We start from the raw sequence: 15553 nt of genomic DNA, 5'->3' as shown, positions 1-15553 counted from the left end.
CCGGGACGCCGACCCTCCTAGCGTCGATGCCATGACCGCTACCGAACCGCACGTCGACGACGCTCCGCTCGCCCAGTTGTACCGGGACTTCGAGAGCGAACACCTGAATCCGTTGTGGACCCAGCTCGGTGATCTGATGCCGATGACGCCGACGTCGCGGGCGGTGCCGTTCGTGTGGAAGTGGTCGACGCTGTATCCGCTGGCGCGGCGGGCCGGGGACCTCGTGCCGGTCGGCCGGGGCGGGGAACGGCGGGCGATCGCCCTGGCGAATCCCGGTTTGGGTGGGGTGCCGTATGTGACGCCGACGTTGTGGGCGGCCATCCAGTATCTGGGCCCGAAGGAGGTGGCCCCCGAGCACCGGCACGCGCAGAACGCCTTCCGGTTCGTGGTCGAGGGGGAGGGGGTGTGGACGGTCGTCAACGGGGATCCGGTGGCGATGCGGCGCGGTGATTTCCTGCTGACGCCGGGCTGGCATTTCCACGGTCACCACAACGAGACCGATCAGCCGATGGCCTGGATCGACGGCCTGGACATCCCGTTCGTGCACTACACCGACACCGGGTTCTTCGAATTCGGGTCCGATAACGTCACCGACGACTCCACCCCGGATGTGTCGCGGTCGGAGCGGTTGTGGGCGCATCCGGGGCTGCGGCCGCTGGTCGGGTTGGACGCGAAGACGTCCTCGCCGATCGCGGCGTACCGGTGGGAGCACACCGACGCCGCGCTGCGCGAGCAACTGGCGCTCGAGGACGAGGGGTATGCGGCGACCACCGAACCCGGTCATGCCGCGGTCCGTTACACCAACCCGACCACCGGCGGGGACGTGATGCCCACGATCCGTGCCGAGTTCCACCGGCTGCGCGCGGGTGCGCACACCCGGCCCCGTCGCGATGTCGGGTCCACCGTTTACCAGGTGTTCGAGGGGTCGGGCCGGTTCGTCCTCGGCGGCGAGAGCCGTGAGGTCGGCACGGGCGACATGATCGTCGTCCCGTCCTGGACGGAGTGGTCGGTCGAGGCCGACACCGAGTTCGACCTGTTCGCGTTCTCCGACGCCCCCATCGTCGAGCGCCTGCACTTTGATCGCACGTACATTTCCGAAGGAGCCTGAAAATCTCATGAAGCTTGCCACCCTGCGCCGCGCCGGTGCCACCGTCGCCGTCCGCGTCGATGCCGACACCGCCGCCACGATCATCGACGGGTATGCGGACCTGTCCGCCCTGCTGGCCGACCCGGACTGGAAAACCTTCGCGCAGAACGCGTCCGGTGCAACCGTCGACCTCGACGGGGCCGATTACGCCCCGGTGGTCCCGAATCCGGGGAAGATCATCTGCGTCGGCTTGAACTACGCGAACCACATCCAGGAGATGGGCCGGGATCTGCCCGAGTACCCGACCCTGTTCTCGAAATTCAAGGAAGCCCTCACCGGCCCGTACGACGACGTGATCGTCCCGTCGTATGCCGCCGCCCAGTTGGATTGGGAGGGGGAGTTGGCGTTCGTCGTCGGCAGGCAGGCGTATCAGGTGCCGGAGGCGGACGCCGAGCAGTACATCGCCGGGTATTCGGTGATGAACGATTACACGATGCGCGACTACCAGTACCGGACGCTGCAGTGGGATCCGGGCAAGACGTTCGAGAAGACCAGCGGTTTCGGGCCGTTCCTGACGACCACCGACTCGTACACGTTCGGCGGCACCCTGGTCACCACACTGGAGGGGCAGGTGGTGCAGTCCACCACCACCGACGATCTGGTGTTCACCCCGGCCAGGCTGGTGGAGTACATCTCGCACATCGTGACGTTGCAGCCCGGTGACGTGGTGATCACCGGCACCCCGGGCGGGGTGGGGCACGCCCGTAAGCCCGGTCTCTACATTCAGGACGGGCAGACCGTCGAGGTCACCATCGAGGGCCTGGGCACCGTCCGCAACACGACGATCGTCAAGTAAGGGTGCACCCGGTGGGTTTCCACGACCTTCCCCTGTCCGAGCGGCTGCTGATCGCGCGCCGCGGTACCGCGTACTTCGCGCAGCGCCTGGCCGAGTTGACCGACGAGCAACTGTCTGAGCCGACGGCACTGGACGGGTGGTCGCGGCGACACCTGGTGGCGCACGTCGGCTACAACGCGGCCGCGTTGTGCCGGCTGCTGGACTGGGCGGCGTCGGGCGTGGAGACCCCGATGTATGCGTCGGCGGAGCAGCGGGGCCGGGAGATCGCCGAGGGTGCCACCCTGTCGGCGGCGGCGCTGCGGAACCTGTTCGACCACACCGTCGCCCGGCTCGACGAGAAGTGGCGCAACCTGCCCGCCTCGGCGTGGGAGGCGCAGGTCCGCACCGCGCAGGGCCGTCTGGTGCCGGTGTCGGAGACGGCGTGGATGCGCACCCGGGAGGTGTGGATCCATGCGGTGGACCTCGGCAACGGTGGCCGGTTCGGCGACTTCCCCGACGTGGTCCTCGAGTCGCTGCTCACCGACATCGTCGGGATGTGGCAGCGCAAGGACCTCGGCACACGCCTGATACTCGCGGTCGACGGAGGTGAACCGGTTGCGGTGCAGCCGGATTCACAGCCCGCGGAGAAGGTGTCCGGGCCCCTCGCCGCGGTCGTGCGGTGGGCCGCCGGACGCGGCACCGTCGGCGTAGGAATCGAAGGGGATCTGAAACAGCCACCGCACTGGTTGTAAGCGGGCGGCCGATCCTGCGCGAGGTTGAGCGGTCAGAGCCCGGCCTGACGCATGAAGGCCGGACCGTCCGCTTCGTTCAGTTCATACTCCGCTCGGTGTCTACAACGCCATGCCCCGCAACAATTAGGACGGGCACGTCTGAGCAAGGAAGGGCGCTGGGATGGACGGCCATTCGGGCTGCCAGCGGCCGTGGCGTTGATCGTCGGCGATGTCGGTGAGGAGTCCGGTGACGGGTTCGCCGCCGTCCGCCACCAGCCGGGGCAACCCGTATTCGGCACAGTCGGCGGCAACGGGAATGAGGACCTGTTTCGCGTCCGCGACCCTTCCCGCGGCGGCCAGGCACCGGGCGTGCAGCATCCTGGCCTCGAGGAGGACCCGCGGTCGCCGCGCTGTTTCGAGTGCCCGTACCACCGCCTCCACACGGGCACAGGCTTGGTCGTAGGCGTGTGCGGTCAAGAGCATTCTGATCTGGGAATCTTCGTCGAGTTCGGTTGTTCGTGTGCCGATCTCGGACGGATGATGTTCTGACACCGATTTCCCTGTCCGAGTGCGGAATTCGATGCCCGGCTCCACTCCGCAGCGAATCCGTTCGTTGTCGATCCGCGCGGCGAGCCGCGGCAATGACAACTTCCGGGCGGTGTCGGCGCCCTCGTCCAACCGCCGCACGGCCGCGGGCATGTCCCCGCGCAAGACTTTGATCCGGGCGCCGGTGCCGTAACTGGCGAGCATGAAATCGACGACGCCACCCTCGGCGCCGAGGCGGTAACTTGCGTCCAGCAGGCGCTCGGCCTCATCGATCGTGCCCTGCTGGTACAGCAGGTCACCGAGCAGGGCACCGGACAGCTGTGCCGCATACGAGTGAACTCCGACCGAGGCGACGGCGAGGTTCCAGGCGGCGCGGAAGTGGCCCTCGGCGGCAGTGATGTCGAGAAGTTCGTTGGCGGCGATGCCGGCGAAACAGTGCCCGATCATCCCGAAGTGTGGGCCGCGGGTCTGCTGGTGGTAGCGCCGCGCCCAGTCCTGCCGGCGACGGGCGGCGTCGAACTCGAAGCTGCGGATGTCCGCGAAGGAGGTCACGTCGGCTGCGGCGGCGACAACGAAGGGCGGCAAGGTGTCCGGTCGCTTCAGACATTCGCGGACCTGCTCGCCGGGCCCGTCGATGACGTCGGCGTGGCACCGTCCGACGTCGGCGATGACGGCTGCCTCCACCCGCAGATCGATCGCCTGCGCCTCGGTCAGGGTGTGCTCGTCGAGGGCGGCCCCGACCCGCGTCAGGGCAGCCTGCATCGGCTCGAGTCGGTGCAGCAGAACGTTGGCCCACCCCACGATCATCTGGAGCCGGGCCCGGTCCTGTGCGAGCGACGCGGGCAGTTTCGCGACCAGAGCGAGGACCGTGCCCATCTTCGAACTTTCGATCAAGCTCATCGCGTGCGACTCGATCAGGTCCACGGCACGGTCGTCATTGCCGGCGGCCAGTGCATGATCGACCGCCTCGCCGAGAGCGTGGTGGTCGGCGAACCAGTCCGACGCTTTCCGGTGCAACCGTGCGAGCTGCTCGGGTGCGTCGCGCTCGAGCCGGCGACGGAGAAACTCCGCGAACAGATGGTGATAACGGAACCAGTCGCGGTCGTCGTCGAGGCTGCGCAGGAACAGATCCCGCTCTTCGACCTCCTCGAGCAGCGCCTGTCCGCGGGTCGTGTCTGCAAGGACCCCCGCGAGCTCGCCGCAGATTCGTTCCGGAACCGAAGTGGCCATCAAGAAGTCGAGAAGTTCGGGTTCGAGTGCGTTCAGCACATTCTCGGCCAGGAACTCGCCGATGGCATGATGTCGGCCGGACAGGTGGGCGATCAGTTCTCCCGCTCCGGATCTGCCGCGGAGCGACAGGGACGCGAGCTGCAGAGCGGCGACCCATCCGTCGGTGGAGCGGGTCAGCGCCGCCAGCTCGGAGTCCGCCAGTGCGAGTCCGTTCACGTCGACGAGAAAGCGGGTGGATTCGTCGAGATCGAACCGCAGGTCCGCGGCGGTGACCTCGACCAGTTCGTCGCGAACCTTCATTCGACCGAGCGGCAGTCCGGATCGGGTCCGGCTGGTGACGATGAGCTGTAGGTGGTGGCAGCCGTTGTCGAGCAGGTAGCCCAGGGCGGCGAGGGTCGCGGAATCGGTAATCCGGTGCCAATCGTCGATCACAACCGCCACCGGCAGGCCCCGATCGTGGACCTCGTTGACCAGTGAGGTCAGCACGTAGCGGTCGGCGTCGTCGCCGCGGTCCTCGAGTACCTGACCGAGATCGTGACCCAGAGTGGGCTGCACACGTCGGATCGCCTCGATCAGATGCGCGAGAAACCACACGAGGTTGTTGTCGTCGTTGTCGACGGAGAGCCACGCACCTACCGTGCCTCCGGCGACGAGCACCTCGCGCCACTGGGCCGCGAGGGTGGACTTGCCGTACCCGGCGGGCGCATGGATGAGCACCAGCCGACGCCGCCTCGCCGCCCGCAAGACGTCGAGCAGCCGTGCCCGGGGCACCAGGGCCTTCGGTGCGGTGGGTGGCCGGAACTTCGTCGCCGGAGTCGGCGGCGCAAGCCGCGTCCGTTGCGTGCCTGCGAGAGGCTCGGCCGGCACGGGCACCGATTTCGGCGAGCCCACGTGCACATCTGCGGGACCGCGGAGCGGCGGGTCCTCGTCGGCGTGCGCTCCGGCCCGGGTCCGAGTGTCGCGCAGCTCGTCCGCGAACTCCGCCGCCGTATGTGGCCGAGCCGCTGGGTCGGTGGCCATGGCGTGTCCGATCACCGCCGTCACCGCATCGGGAATGGCCGGATCCCGCAGATCCGGCACCGGCTCGGTGGTGATCCGCACAAACTGGGCGACGAGTTGCTCGCCGCTGCGGCGTTCGAACGCGGCGTGCCCGGTAAGCGCGCAGAACAAGCTCGCGCCCAGGCTGTAGATGTCCGATACCGGGGTGGGGCTCTGCCCTGCGAGGACCTCGGGGGCGGTGAACGCGGGCGAACCGGTGATCACACCGGTACCGGTCTCGAAGCCCCCTGGAATTCGGGCGATCCCGAAATCCGCCAACTGCGCGTCGCCGTATTCGGTCAGCAAGATGTTCGCCGGTTTCACGTCGCGATGCACCACCCCGGCCTGGTGGGCCGTCTCGAGCGCCCCAGCCAACGCGATCCCCATGTTCACCGTATCGGCCCAGTTCAGGGGGCCGGTGCGGCGGATCGTAGCGTCGAGCGAGCCGTACCGGTGATACGGCATCACGAGGTACGGTCGGCCCGCCGGGGTGGTGCCCACCTGCAGAACGGTGACGATGTGAGGGTGCCCGGACAGTCGGCCCATCGCCCGCTGCTCGCGCAGGAACCGCTCCAGATCCTCCGGCGCCGGGTCCGCGGCAAGTACCTTGACCGCGACCGTGCGGTCCAAATGCGGTTGACGGCATCGGTAGACGACGCCGAACCCTCCGCGGCCGATTTCTTCGAGGTCGGTGAATCCGGCTGCCTCCAGCTCTGCCGTTATGTTCCCGGCGTTGTCGCGCTGGGTGGCAAGCGGATCGAATTCGGTCATCGCACGCCCCATCCCGGTCGGCGTCACCACACCGGTGGCCGGCTCGAGTCGTCCCGTCGTCGGCGGGCAGTGATCCCAGAGTATCCCCACACCGACACCCGGGGGTACCGACTGCGGTGGGTGCTCCGCCCCCCTACTCGGAGAGGAACTCGGCTACGAGCTTGCTGAAACGGGTTGAATGCTCGATTTGCACCCAATGACCGCAGCGCCCGAACACGTGCAGCTGCGAGTTCGTGATGAGTTCGAGCAGACGAAGCGAGTTCGAGAGGGGAATGACCTGATCATCGCGTCCGTGCACGATAAGGGTTTCGTTCTCCAAGCCTGCGATCAAGGTTTCATCGACGGCCATCTCGTCGACGCCACGCTGCCGGGGGGCGGGGAACATCGCGCTGAATGCTTCCTGCACACCGGGGCGAGTTGCGGCAGCGAGTCGGAGTTCGGCGAGCTCGTCGTTGACCAGTGAGCGGTCGTAAGCGAATATGTCGAGCAACTCGCGCATGCCGGGTAGCGAGGGCTTGAAGCCCCAGACGGCGTCGAGTCCGTCGGTGATCTCGAAGGGCACCCCGACACTTCCCATCAGCACGAGGCGGTCGACACGTTCGGGGTGCTCGGTCGCAATGCGCAGGGCGAGTGAGCCCCCGAAGCTGTTGCCGACGATGGACACTCTGTCGAGTCCGAGGGCGTCGAGGAAACCGATGAGGTGGTCGGTCCACGTGGCGGAGTTGTATTCGACTCCGTCAGGGCGTTCGGTATATCCGAATCCGAGGATGTCGGGGGCGATGACCCGGAAGTTCTCGGCGAGAACCGGGATCGTTGTGCGCCAGTTCGCCCACGCCGTCACACCGGGTCCTGATCCGTGGATCAGAACGACCGGTGCGCCGTCGCCCTGGTCGTGGTAGTTCGTCGCTATTCCGTTGACCACGATGGTCTTGGCGATTTCTGGGCTGTGTTCGACTGAGGTCGTCATGGTGGCTCCTCGAGGAGAATGGTCGGGTGGAGGGAGCGGGCGGGCTCGGCGCCCGTGGGTGTCGAGAGTGCCGCGGGGAACGGTTCAGGTGACGACGGTGAGGAAGTCCTGGTCGAGTTCGCGGTGGGTGAAGTTGATGCCGCGGGCGGCCTGGTCCATGGTCCATGTGATGGTGCGGAAATCCTTGCCGGTTCGGTATCCCCCGGAGAAGACCTCGTTGCGGTTGCCTGCCGGGTCGAAGAAGTAGATCGTTTCGCCGCGCGTGATGCCGTGCCGGGCGGGACCGAAATCGATCGGGACGTCGTGCATCGAGAAGATGTCGCCAGCGTGGAGAAGGGCTGACCAGTCGGCAATGTGGTAGGCGAAGTGATGCAGTTTGCCGTTCTCGCCCTGCACGAAGGCGATGTCGTGTGGTTGGTCTCCGCAGAACATCCAGGACGCCACGAGTTCGGTGTTGTCCTCGCCGCCTACCAGTCGTTCCGCCGGCCGGAAGTCGAGCACCTCGGAGAAAAAGCGCTCGAGGAGCACCGGCTCTTCGGTGGTGATCAGCGTGTGATCGAGGCGGGGTACCCCGATGCCGCGGATTCCGTCCCGCGGCCATGGGTCCGGGTTCCACAATCCTGTGGCGGTGCCAACGTATTCGATGTCGCTGTAGAGCTCCAACGTGTGTTCGGACGGCAGCGTGATTCGCAAGCCGTCGCCGACGGATTGGTTGTCTCCTTTGCTCATTCGCTCGTACGATGCTCCGAACGCGCGGACGCGTTGCTCGATGTCGGCGAGTGACGCTTCATCGGAGACTTTGTAGCCCAGTTTGACCAATCCGACGCCGCCCTCGGTGAGGACGACCGAGTGGTGATCGGCCTCGTCCCATGACTTGAGGTAGATGGTGCCGTCCTCTTCGTGGACGGCGTCCATGCCGAGGGTCTCGATGTAGTGCTTTTTGGATTCGGCTAGATCGGTCACATTGATGTGGACGTAGCCCAGTCGCATCACGGACATGATGGGTACCTTTCCTAATGTTTCGTCGAGTTAGGGGTGGGGTGTGGTCGTGTCTCGCACGGCCGGGCCCCGCCGAGTCCGGCCAGGACGTTCTCGAGGCGGTCCCGCGGCCCGAGTTCGAAGATCACGTCGGACTTCGGGGTTGCTCTGCACGGCAGGAATTTCTGTGTATCGGGTGCGGTGTCGTTGTCGGCACCGTCGATGACGGGTGCACTGACCTGGGCGACGTAGGTGATCTGCCCTTCGAGCAACGTCGCCCGGCAGGCTCCGCATCCACCGCGCCGGCACTTGTACCGAGTGCGGTAGCCCTGACGACGCAGTGCGTCGACGATCGTTTCGTGTGCTCGAACGCCGATGCGGAGCTGGTTCGGCAGGACAGTGACGACATGGTTGTCGTCGAGGTTCATGGCGCCGCTGTCGCCGCCCTGGGTACTTTCCACTGGGCCCTCCTGACTGGTTCTGCGCTGGTTGTCGGGCCGCGCCGTCCGGCATGACGTGCGGCCGATGGGAATTACCCGATGTCCGCGGGGACTGCGGATCCTTGGGGGCGGCCGATCGGTGGATGTGGCGTCGATCGGCCGCCCGGCGCACCAGCGTGTTCCGGGACTATTTGCGGCCGAAGTAGGACACGTCGTCATTGCCGATGAGGTCCGGGACAGTCCAGCCGTCGAGGTCGTACTCGCTCATGAACTGCTCCGCCAGGCCTTTCATGCCGGACACGACGCCGGTGGCCTGCGCACCGAACAGCAACTCGGCCTTGACGTTCTCGTGGTTGCCGGAGTAGTTGCGTTCATACAGCTCGTGACGCCCACCGAACTCGCTGCCGATCGAATCCCACAGTGCCTTCATGACCTTCACGCGGTCCACTGCCGGGATGCCGTCCGAGCCGCGCACGTACTTGTCGAGGTACGGTCGGATTTCCGGCGACTTGAAGTCGGCCGCCGAGGACGGGAGGTAGATCAGCCCGGAGGCGACGTCCTGTTCGATGATCTCCTTGATCCGGGGGTAGCCCTGCATCATGAACATCCGGTAGGTCAGGCCGTATTCGAGCTTGGGGATCACAGTATCGCCGATCCACTGTTCCGGGTCGCGTGCCATCGATTCGGTCAGTGACCAGAACAGGTTCCGCCAGCCGATGACTTCGCCGACACGGGTTTGCACGCCGCGAAAGCCGCCGGCTCCGGTGCAGTCGAGGGCCTTCATCAGAAGACCGGCGATGAAGTCGAGCTTGACCGCGAGCCGTGTGCACCCCTGCAGCATGGCGCGCGGGAGGAAGCCGGACTGCGGGAAGAAGGTGTTGATCTTGTCGACGGCCCCGTACATGAAGACGTTCTCCCAGGGCACCAGCACCTTGTCGAAGACGAGGATGGCATCGTTTTCGTCGAAGCGGCTCGACAGCGGGTAGTCGAACGGTGTTCCGGTGATCGCTGCGTTCTGCGCGTAGGAAGCCCGCGAGATCAACTTCACCCCCGGCGCCCCCATGGGCACCGTGCAGATCAGCGAGAATTCCTTCTTCTTGATCGGCAGACCGTAGTGGGCGATGAAGTTGTAATTGGTGATCGCCGAACCGGTGGCCACCACCTTGGCACCCGACACGATCAGGCCCGAGTCGGTCTCCTTCTCCACCTTCATGAACACATCGCCCACCTCATCCGGCGGGAGCTGCCGATCGACCGGGGGGTTGACGATGGCGTGGTTCCAGTACAGGACCTTCTCCTGGGACTCGCGGTACCAGCGTTCGGCGTTGGCCTGGAACGGCGAGTACAGCTCCTTGTTGGCGTGCAGCGTCCCGAGGAAGGAGGCCTTGTAGTCGGGGGAGCGGCCCATCCAGCCGTAGGTCATCCGTGCCCAGGTGGCGATCGCGTCGCGGTCGGCGAGAACGTCTTCGGTGGTTTTGGCGGTACGGAAGAAGGGCATCGTCACGCCGCCGTTGCCGGTGTCGGTCGGACAGGTGAGGGTGTCGACGTGCTCACCGGTGTGCAGGTTGTCGTACAACCGGGCGATCATGCGAACCGAGTTGCGAAATGCCGGGTGGTTGGTGTGGTCTTTGACCCGCTCGCCGTGCAACCAGATCTCGCGGTCGTCCGTGATCGACTCGATGTACTCGTCGCCGGTCATCGGCCGCGTGGCATAGGTCTGGGGTTGGTTGACGGGTGCGTCCGCCGCTGGATTGACCTGGGTCGGGTCGATGGAGGCCACGTCAGTGACAGGGGCAGTGGTGGTCATGGTGTTCCCTTCGATACGTTCGAGCTGTGGGGCAGTGGTGGGGAGTTGTGCGGACTACGCCGGTTGCCCCGCCATGAGGTGAAGTGGTGTGAAGGAGGTGGTCGCGTCGAACCAGCCGCTGTGTGGGTCGTCCATCGACCCGTTCCACGCGGAGCCGGCGGAGGAGCTGCCGAGGTTGTGGAACTTGCTGCGGTAGAACAACAGTGGGTCGTCATTGCTGGTGGTCACGTCGACGATCTCGCCGATGAAGATGATGTGGTCACCGCCGTCGTATTGCGCCCACGGTGTGCAGGACAGTGTGGTGGCAGCCCCGCAGAGCAGGGGAGCGGTCGGCCCGTCAGCCCACACCGGGCCGGGTACTTGCGGACGTCCGGCGAAGTGCATCGCGGTGTCCACCTGATCGGCGCCGAGGATGTTCACCGCGAACGGCGCGTCACTGAGGAACCCGCACGCCTTCGACTTGCGGGTGAGCGTCACCTGGCACAGCGCGGGTTCGAGCGATACCGAGGTAAACGCCGTGACCGTCGCGCCGTGGGGCTCACCGTCGGCATTTCTGCAGGTAATGACGGTGACGCCGCTGGCGAACTGCCCGAAAATGTCACGTAGTGTGCGTGCGTCCATGCGTGGCCACCTGCTTTCGTTCGCTTGGCCGAGTCGCTCGACTTCGGGGTGCGAACCCAAGGTATGACTGGGGTCACAGGGCTGGCGATCCACTCAGCGAAGGGGCTATCCACTCAACGCAACGAAGAAATCGCGGGCCCGGTGAGGCTTTCCTGGTGATATAACTCACTAGAAGCGACGTTGTCATACGCGGCATCATCCTGGGCCGCGCTGGAGAGGTTGGTACGACTCTCGTGGAGAACACTGGCGATACCCCACCCTTCGAGGATTGGCACCACGTCCACGAAGCGGTCGCTGATGCGTACTTCCCGCATGTAATGAGGCCACTGGCTGCCGGAGCCAAACCCCATGCGTCACTGGGAAGCGTCGATCTCGGATCATGTCGCATCACGCACATGGCGCTCGGCGGTGAGGTCACCGTGGTGTCGGAACACCCCGGTGCCTACGGCATCAACATCCCGGTCAGCGGCGAGATGAAGTCGGTGATCGAGCGCACCGAAGTCGTCTCTGCTGTAGGGCAGGCCACCGCATGCCCACCGAATGTCCGCACGGTCATCCCGCACTGGAACGCGGAATGCCGCCTGATCGGATTCAAGATCGACGAAGACTATTTGCGACGCGAAATGGACCGCATTCTGGACCGGCCCGGACGGCGACTACCCCTGCAGCTCGATCTCCGCAGCGACACCGCACAGAGTTGGCTGAAATTCCTGCGTTCGACCTACGACCAGATCGCGTCCAACGACAACCTGTTGCGTAACAACTTGATGCTCGACCAATTGTCCGGGGCCATCACGACAGGTTTCGTCCTCGCAGCGGTGCCCGACGAGGAACCTGGGCGGTTCACCGACCGCCCCCGCGTCGTAAAGCGAGTTCTCACAGCGATTCACGATGATCCTGCCCGAGCGTGGACACCCGGAGACATGGCCGAGATAGCGGGAGTCAGCGTGCGAAGACTGCAACAGGCCTTCCGCGAGTACGTCGGGATGACGCCTTTCGCCTACCTGCACGACGTCAGGCTCGAATGCGCACACACGGACCTGACCGTATCGGTGCCACCAACAACAGTCCTGGACATCATATTCCGTTGGGGTATCACCCATCCAGGGCGCTTCGCGGCAGAATACCGCCGCAAGTACGGGGTACCCCCCTCTCAGACCCTCACGAACTGAGCACGGACCACTGCAGCCGGACGAGAGTGATCCCGGTTGCGACTTCGCACTTTCCAGGTCCGCGTGGCATCACTGGGTGGGGCGACCCCTCGACGCCCCACCAGCGTGCGAACGAGGAACGTCGGCAACGGTTCACGCGTGCAGGGATTCGAGCGGTCGACGCTACCGCGGCGGAGTCGGCGGCTGTGCTTTCTTCGGTCCCCTTCAGTCATGCCACCCCAAACACCGTAGGTTTCGCCCACCACGAGTGCGTGATCGCGGCACTGTGCGAGCACGGGGCAGGGCCGGCAAATCTGCCGCGCCTGCGTTTCACGCCGATCGCGGGCGTGGCCGCGTTCATCGTCGGGCGAAAAGAACACTGCCAGTTCGGCATCACGGCACGCGGCACGCGTCCACCAGTCACCGGAGTCTAGTGTCGCATCGGCCTCGTCGATCTCCTGCTCACGCGGAACCACCACGTTCCGTACGAACGCCCGCGTGTGGGCCAGGCTGTCGCGGAAGTCGTCGTCCAACTGGGTGCTCGGATCACGGGTCACGGTGGCGGTCACGCTTGTCTCCAGAAGATCGAAATACGAATTGAACGTCAGCTCACGCGGCCGGCGAGCCTCGGTACGCCGGGTGCGGCGTGTGGTGGGTGCCTCCAGTATCGGTCAACTACCCAGGTGTCGTGGTGTTCCAAAGCGGAACACATGTGGGTTGAAACATGCTCTTACGTTTGATCCACCCCGCCATGGCGGCCATCACAATGTTGCCCATCCGCCGCCGGCGGTCACACACGCCCTCGGGCCCCGCCCTGCCACCACCGAGTCTGTTTCAGGAGAAACACATGACCCGTACAACATCGTCGCCGCCCGCGATGACTCCCCGTCGTGCGGCGACAGCCGCGCTCCTCGGCAGCGCACTGGAGTACTACGACTTCTTCGTGTACGGCGCCGCAGCCGCTCTGGTCTTCAACGTGTTGTTCTTTCCCTCCGGCGACCCCACCGTCGCGCTCATCGCATCATTCGCGACGTTCGCCGTGGGGTACGTGGCCCGCCCCGTCGGCGCGGTGGTGATGGGGCACTTCGGCGACAGACTCGGCCGAAAACGCGTCATGCTGGCTACCGTCGTGATGATGGGCGTCGCATCCTTTGCCATCGGATGTCTTCCGACATATGAACAGCTGGGCCTGATCGCCCCCGTACTACTCGTCGCCCTCCGAATCGTCCAGGGATTCTCCGCGGGGGCCGAATCGGCGGGAGCGTCGACGTTGACCGTGGAACATTCCCCGGTCGGGCGCCGGGGATTCTTCACCAGCTTCGTCATGGTCGGCTACGCCGTCGGTTGTTCACTGGCGACCGTCGTGTTTCTCCCGGTGGCGATGCTGCCCCACGACGCGCTCTACACCTGGGGCTGGAGAATTCCCTTCTGGCTCAGCGCCGTAGTCGTCGTCATCACCTATTACGTGCGAAGCCATCTGGACGAAACTCCGGCGTTCACCCAAGCGCGAGAAGGAAGCCAAGTCCGGAAGCGACCGCTGAACGACGTGATCACGCATCACTGGCGCGACGTGATCCGAGTCGCCGGAGCATCATTGATGGCGTCGATGCAAACCTTGTTCGCTGTGTTCAGCCTGTCGTATGCCACCTCGGTCGGGGTGGATCGGGGCGCAATGCTCGCCATCATCTCCGGGGCAATAGCGTTGTCGATCTTCGGCATCCCGGCGGCCGGCTACCTCTCCGACATGATCGGCCGGAAGCGAACGATGTTGATCGGCGCTGTCGGCTGCGCGCTCACCATTTTCGCGTACCTGTGGGCGATTTCGACAACGAATATCCTGCTGATCGCGATCTTCGCGTTCATCAACATGTCGCTGTTCTTCAGCTGCTACAACGGCGTGTGGACGTCGTTCTTCGCCGAGCAATTCCCGGCACCCGTTCGATTCACCGGCATGGCGGTCAGCAACCAGATCGGTAACCTCCTTACAGGATTCGCACCTCTCATCGCGGCCGTGCTCCTCGGCGCGGGCCCGTCGGACTGGCTTCCGGTCGCAATGTTCGGTGCGATTGCCACCGGAATCGCTGCGCTCGCGGTTATCGGAATGCGCGAGACGTCGAAGACTCCCGCAGAATTGCTCGGCGGTCCGCGAAGTGCAGAACTGCTGGGTCGATCGCACCCCGAAAATCGCGAGCGATCCGCAGCCGCCACGACGATTTAGTCCGTCAAGGACAATGACCAGACCCCGGACACATTGTCGGGGGTCTGTTCAGTCATGGCAGGCGCATCGCCCCGAGATCACGGACCGGGGGCGGTCATTCGTTCGTCGGCATTGATTTTCAGGGCCCGCATCTTGCGGTACAGGGTGGTACGGCCGATACCCAGAATCTTGGCGGCGCGCGCCTTGTTTCCGTCGGCTTCACGCAGGGCGCCCTCGATCGTCTCACGCTCGGCCTGCTCGTAGCGGCTCAGCGAGGACCATGCCGTCTGTCGCATGGGGGCGGGCAGGTCCTTGGTCTGAATCAGGCCGCTGCGAACCGGATACGGGAAGGCGGTGAGAAGCCGGGTCAACTCGGCGACGTTACCGGGCCAGCGCCAGGCCAACAGGCACTGGAGCGCAGCGGGGGAAAACCGCAGCGCCGGCGCGCCGGGGAAGAGCTCGGCAGCGACCGCGCGCACGATGTCGGGAAGTTCCTCGCGCAGGTCCGCGAGGGAGGGGACCCGTACCGCTGCCGGACCGGCGCTTGCACCGTCGTTGTCCACATCGCCGGTGCGTTCGATGACGATGATCCGGGCAACCGCGGGGACTCCGGGGCGAGGGATCATGGCGAAGTCCCCCAGACGCGCGCACAGGTTGTCGGAGAGATCGTCTCCTCCCACCACGACGATCCCGCGACCTTCGCGCAACGCGGCTTCCCCGCGAGCCCGGACCGCGTCATCCGCGGCGAGGTCGCGGGCGGCGACGACCTCGGGCTCCTGGCCGGTGTGCCGGCGCAGCCATCTCGAGGCCTGGTGGCGTTTGCCGGTGCCGGGGCCTCCGACGACGCGAATGAGCCCGTCGACGTCAGCGGATGCGGTGAGCTGCCGTTGCACGTCGCCATACGGGGTCGGCCGGGTCCGATGGGACGCCACGCCGTCCAGCGCAACGCCGTCGGTAGGTGCGGCCGCACTGTCCTGGCTGTGGGCGACGGTCACCTGTTCGGACGCGGCCGCTGCGGCCTGCTCGGTGAACTCCAGCGCGAAGATCGCGTCCTGACCGGCGCGGCCGAGGCGCCGGACCATGGCCTCGGTGCCGAGCGTGGGCAGCTCGAGCTGCAGTTCGTCCTGATCCCAGCGGTGGCGGCGTAGCTTTTC

Annotated in this window: 13 protein-coding genes and 1 pseudogene; 5 read left to right on the top strand and 9 right to left on the bottom strand. The window is 65.6% G+C overall.

The annotated features are described in order from the left end of the window. Positions 1 to 31: 31 nt before the first annotated feature. Genes G9373_RS14230 through G9373_RS14220 form a run of 3 tightly spaced genes read left to right on the top strand, consistent with a single transcriptional unit; the run spans position 32 to position 2674 of the window. Positions 32 to 1108 carry a cupin domain-containing protein gene (locus G9373_RS14230; RefSeq protein ID WP_167115563.1) on the top strand — a complete coding sequence of 359 codons (1077 nt, stop codon included), beginning with the start codon at positions 32 to 34 and terminating at the stop codon, positions 1106 to 1108. Positions 1109 to 1115: 7 nt separating this feature from the next. Further along, positions 1116 to 1943 (top strand): fumarylacetoacetate hydrolase family protein, encoded by an 828-nt coding sequence (locus G9373_RS14225; protein ID WP_167115561.1) that lies wholly within the window; start codon positions 1116 to 1118, stop codon positions 1941 to 1943. A gap of 11 nt (positions 1944 to 1954) precedes the next feature. Continuing rightward, entirely contained in the window at positions 1955 to 2674 is a 720-nt protein-coding gene (locus tag G9373_RS14220; RefSeq protein ID WP_167115558.1) for a maleylpyruvate isomerase family mycothiol-dependent enzyme, read from the top strand. A 123-nt stretch (positions 2675 to 2797) separates the two neighbouring features. On the opposite strand, the gene G9373_RS14215 is transcribed toward G9373_RS14220, so the two are convergent. The 7 genes from G9373_RS14215 to G9373_RS48180 form a co-directional block, all read right to left on the bottom strand. Then, positions 2798 to 6238, bottom strand: coding sequence for a serine/threonine-protein kinase (locus G9373_RS14215; protein WP_167115555.1), 3441 nt, complete (start codon positions 6236 to 6238; stop codon positions 2798 to 2800). 133 nt (positions 6239 to 6371) lie between these two features. Further along, complete coding sequence (locus G9373_RS14210; protein WP_133985717.1) at positions 6372 to 7205, bottom strand: alpha/beta hydrolase; 834 nt, start codon at positions 7203 to 7205, stop codon at positions 6372 to 6374. 84 nt (positions 7206 to 7289) lie between these two features. Beyond that, positions 7290 to 8204 (bottom strand): catechol 2,3-dioxygenase, encoded by a 915-nt coding sequence (locus tag G9373_RS14205; RefSeq protein WP_133985719.1) that lies wholly within the window; start codon positions 8202 to 8204, stop codon positions 7290 to 7292. A 14-nt stretch (positions 8205 to 8218) separates the two neighbouring features. Continuing rightward, positions 8219 to 8644: a 2Fe-2S iron-sulfur cluster-binding protein gene (locus G9373_RS14200; protein WP_265146737.1), complete on the bottom strand. Its 426-nt coding sequence runs from the start codon at positions 8642 to 8644 to the stop codon at positions 8219 to 8221. 166 nt (positions 8645 to 8810) lie between these two features. Beyond that, positions 8811 to 10430, bottom strand: a complete 1620-nt coding sequence (locus G9373_RS14195; RefSeq protein ID WP_133985721.1) for a 4-hydroxyphenylacetate 3-hydroxylase N-terminal domain-containing protein — start codon at positions 10428 to 10430, stop codon at positions 8811 to 8813. Positions 10431 to 10484: 54 nt separating this feature from the next. Next, entirely contained in the window at positions 10485 to 11051 is a 567-nt protein-coding gene (locus G9373_RS14190) for a flavin reductase family protein (RefSeq protein WP_133985723.1), read from the bottom strand. Between the two features lie 113 nt (positions 11052 to 11164). Continuing rightward, a complete protein-coding gene (locus G9373_RS48180) occupies positions 11165 to 11365 on the bottom strand; it encodes a hypothetical protein (protein ID WP_167115552.1) in 201 nt (66 codons plus the stop codon). Between G9373_RS48180 and G9373_RS14180 the strand changes: the two genes are divergently transcribed. Next, positions 11285 to 12223 carry an AraC family transcriptional regulator gene (locus G9373_RS14180; protein WP_265146738.1) on the top strand — a complete coding sequence of 313 codons (939 nt, stop codon included), beginning with the start codon at positions 11285 to 11287 and terminating at the stop codon, positions 12221 to 12223. The genes G9373_RS48180 and G9373_RS14180 overlap by 81 nt on opposite strands. Before the next feature lie 132 nt (positions 12224 to 12355). On the opposite strand, the pseudogene G9373_RS46400 reads toward G9373_RS14180, so the two are convergent. Beyond that, positions 12356 to 12657 (bottom strand): annotated as a pseudogene (locus tag G9373_RS46400) (WhiB family transcriptional regulator). A 392-nt stretch (positions 12658 to 13049) separates the two neighbouring features. Between G9373_RS46400 and G9373_RS14170 the strand changes: the two are divergent. After that, positions 13050 to 14420: an MFS transporter gene (locus G9373_RS14170; protein WP_240960494.1), complete on the top strand. Its 1371-nt coding sequence runs from the start codon at positions 13050 to 13052 to the stop codon at positions 14418 to 14420. Between the two features lie 77 nt (positions 14421 to 14497). Here the strand turns inward: G9373_RS14170 and G9373_RS14165 are convergent. Then, a partial coding sequence (locus G9373_RS14165; protein ID WP_277346574.1) for a helix-turn-helix domain-containing protein occupies positions 14498 to 15553 on the bottom strand: 1056 nt, incomplete at its 5' end.

The organism is Rhodococcus sp. A14 (genome assembly GCF_011603105.1).
In the GTDB taxonomy this organism is placed as follows: Bacteria; Actinomycetota; Actinomycetes; order Mycobacteriales; family Mycobacteriaceae; genus Rhodococcus_F; species Rhodococcus_F opacus.
This window is presented reverse-complemented; position numbering and strand designations above follow the sequence as displayed.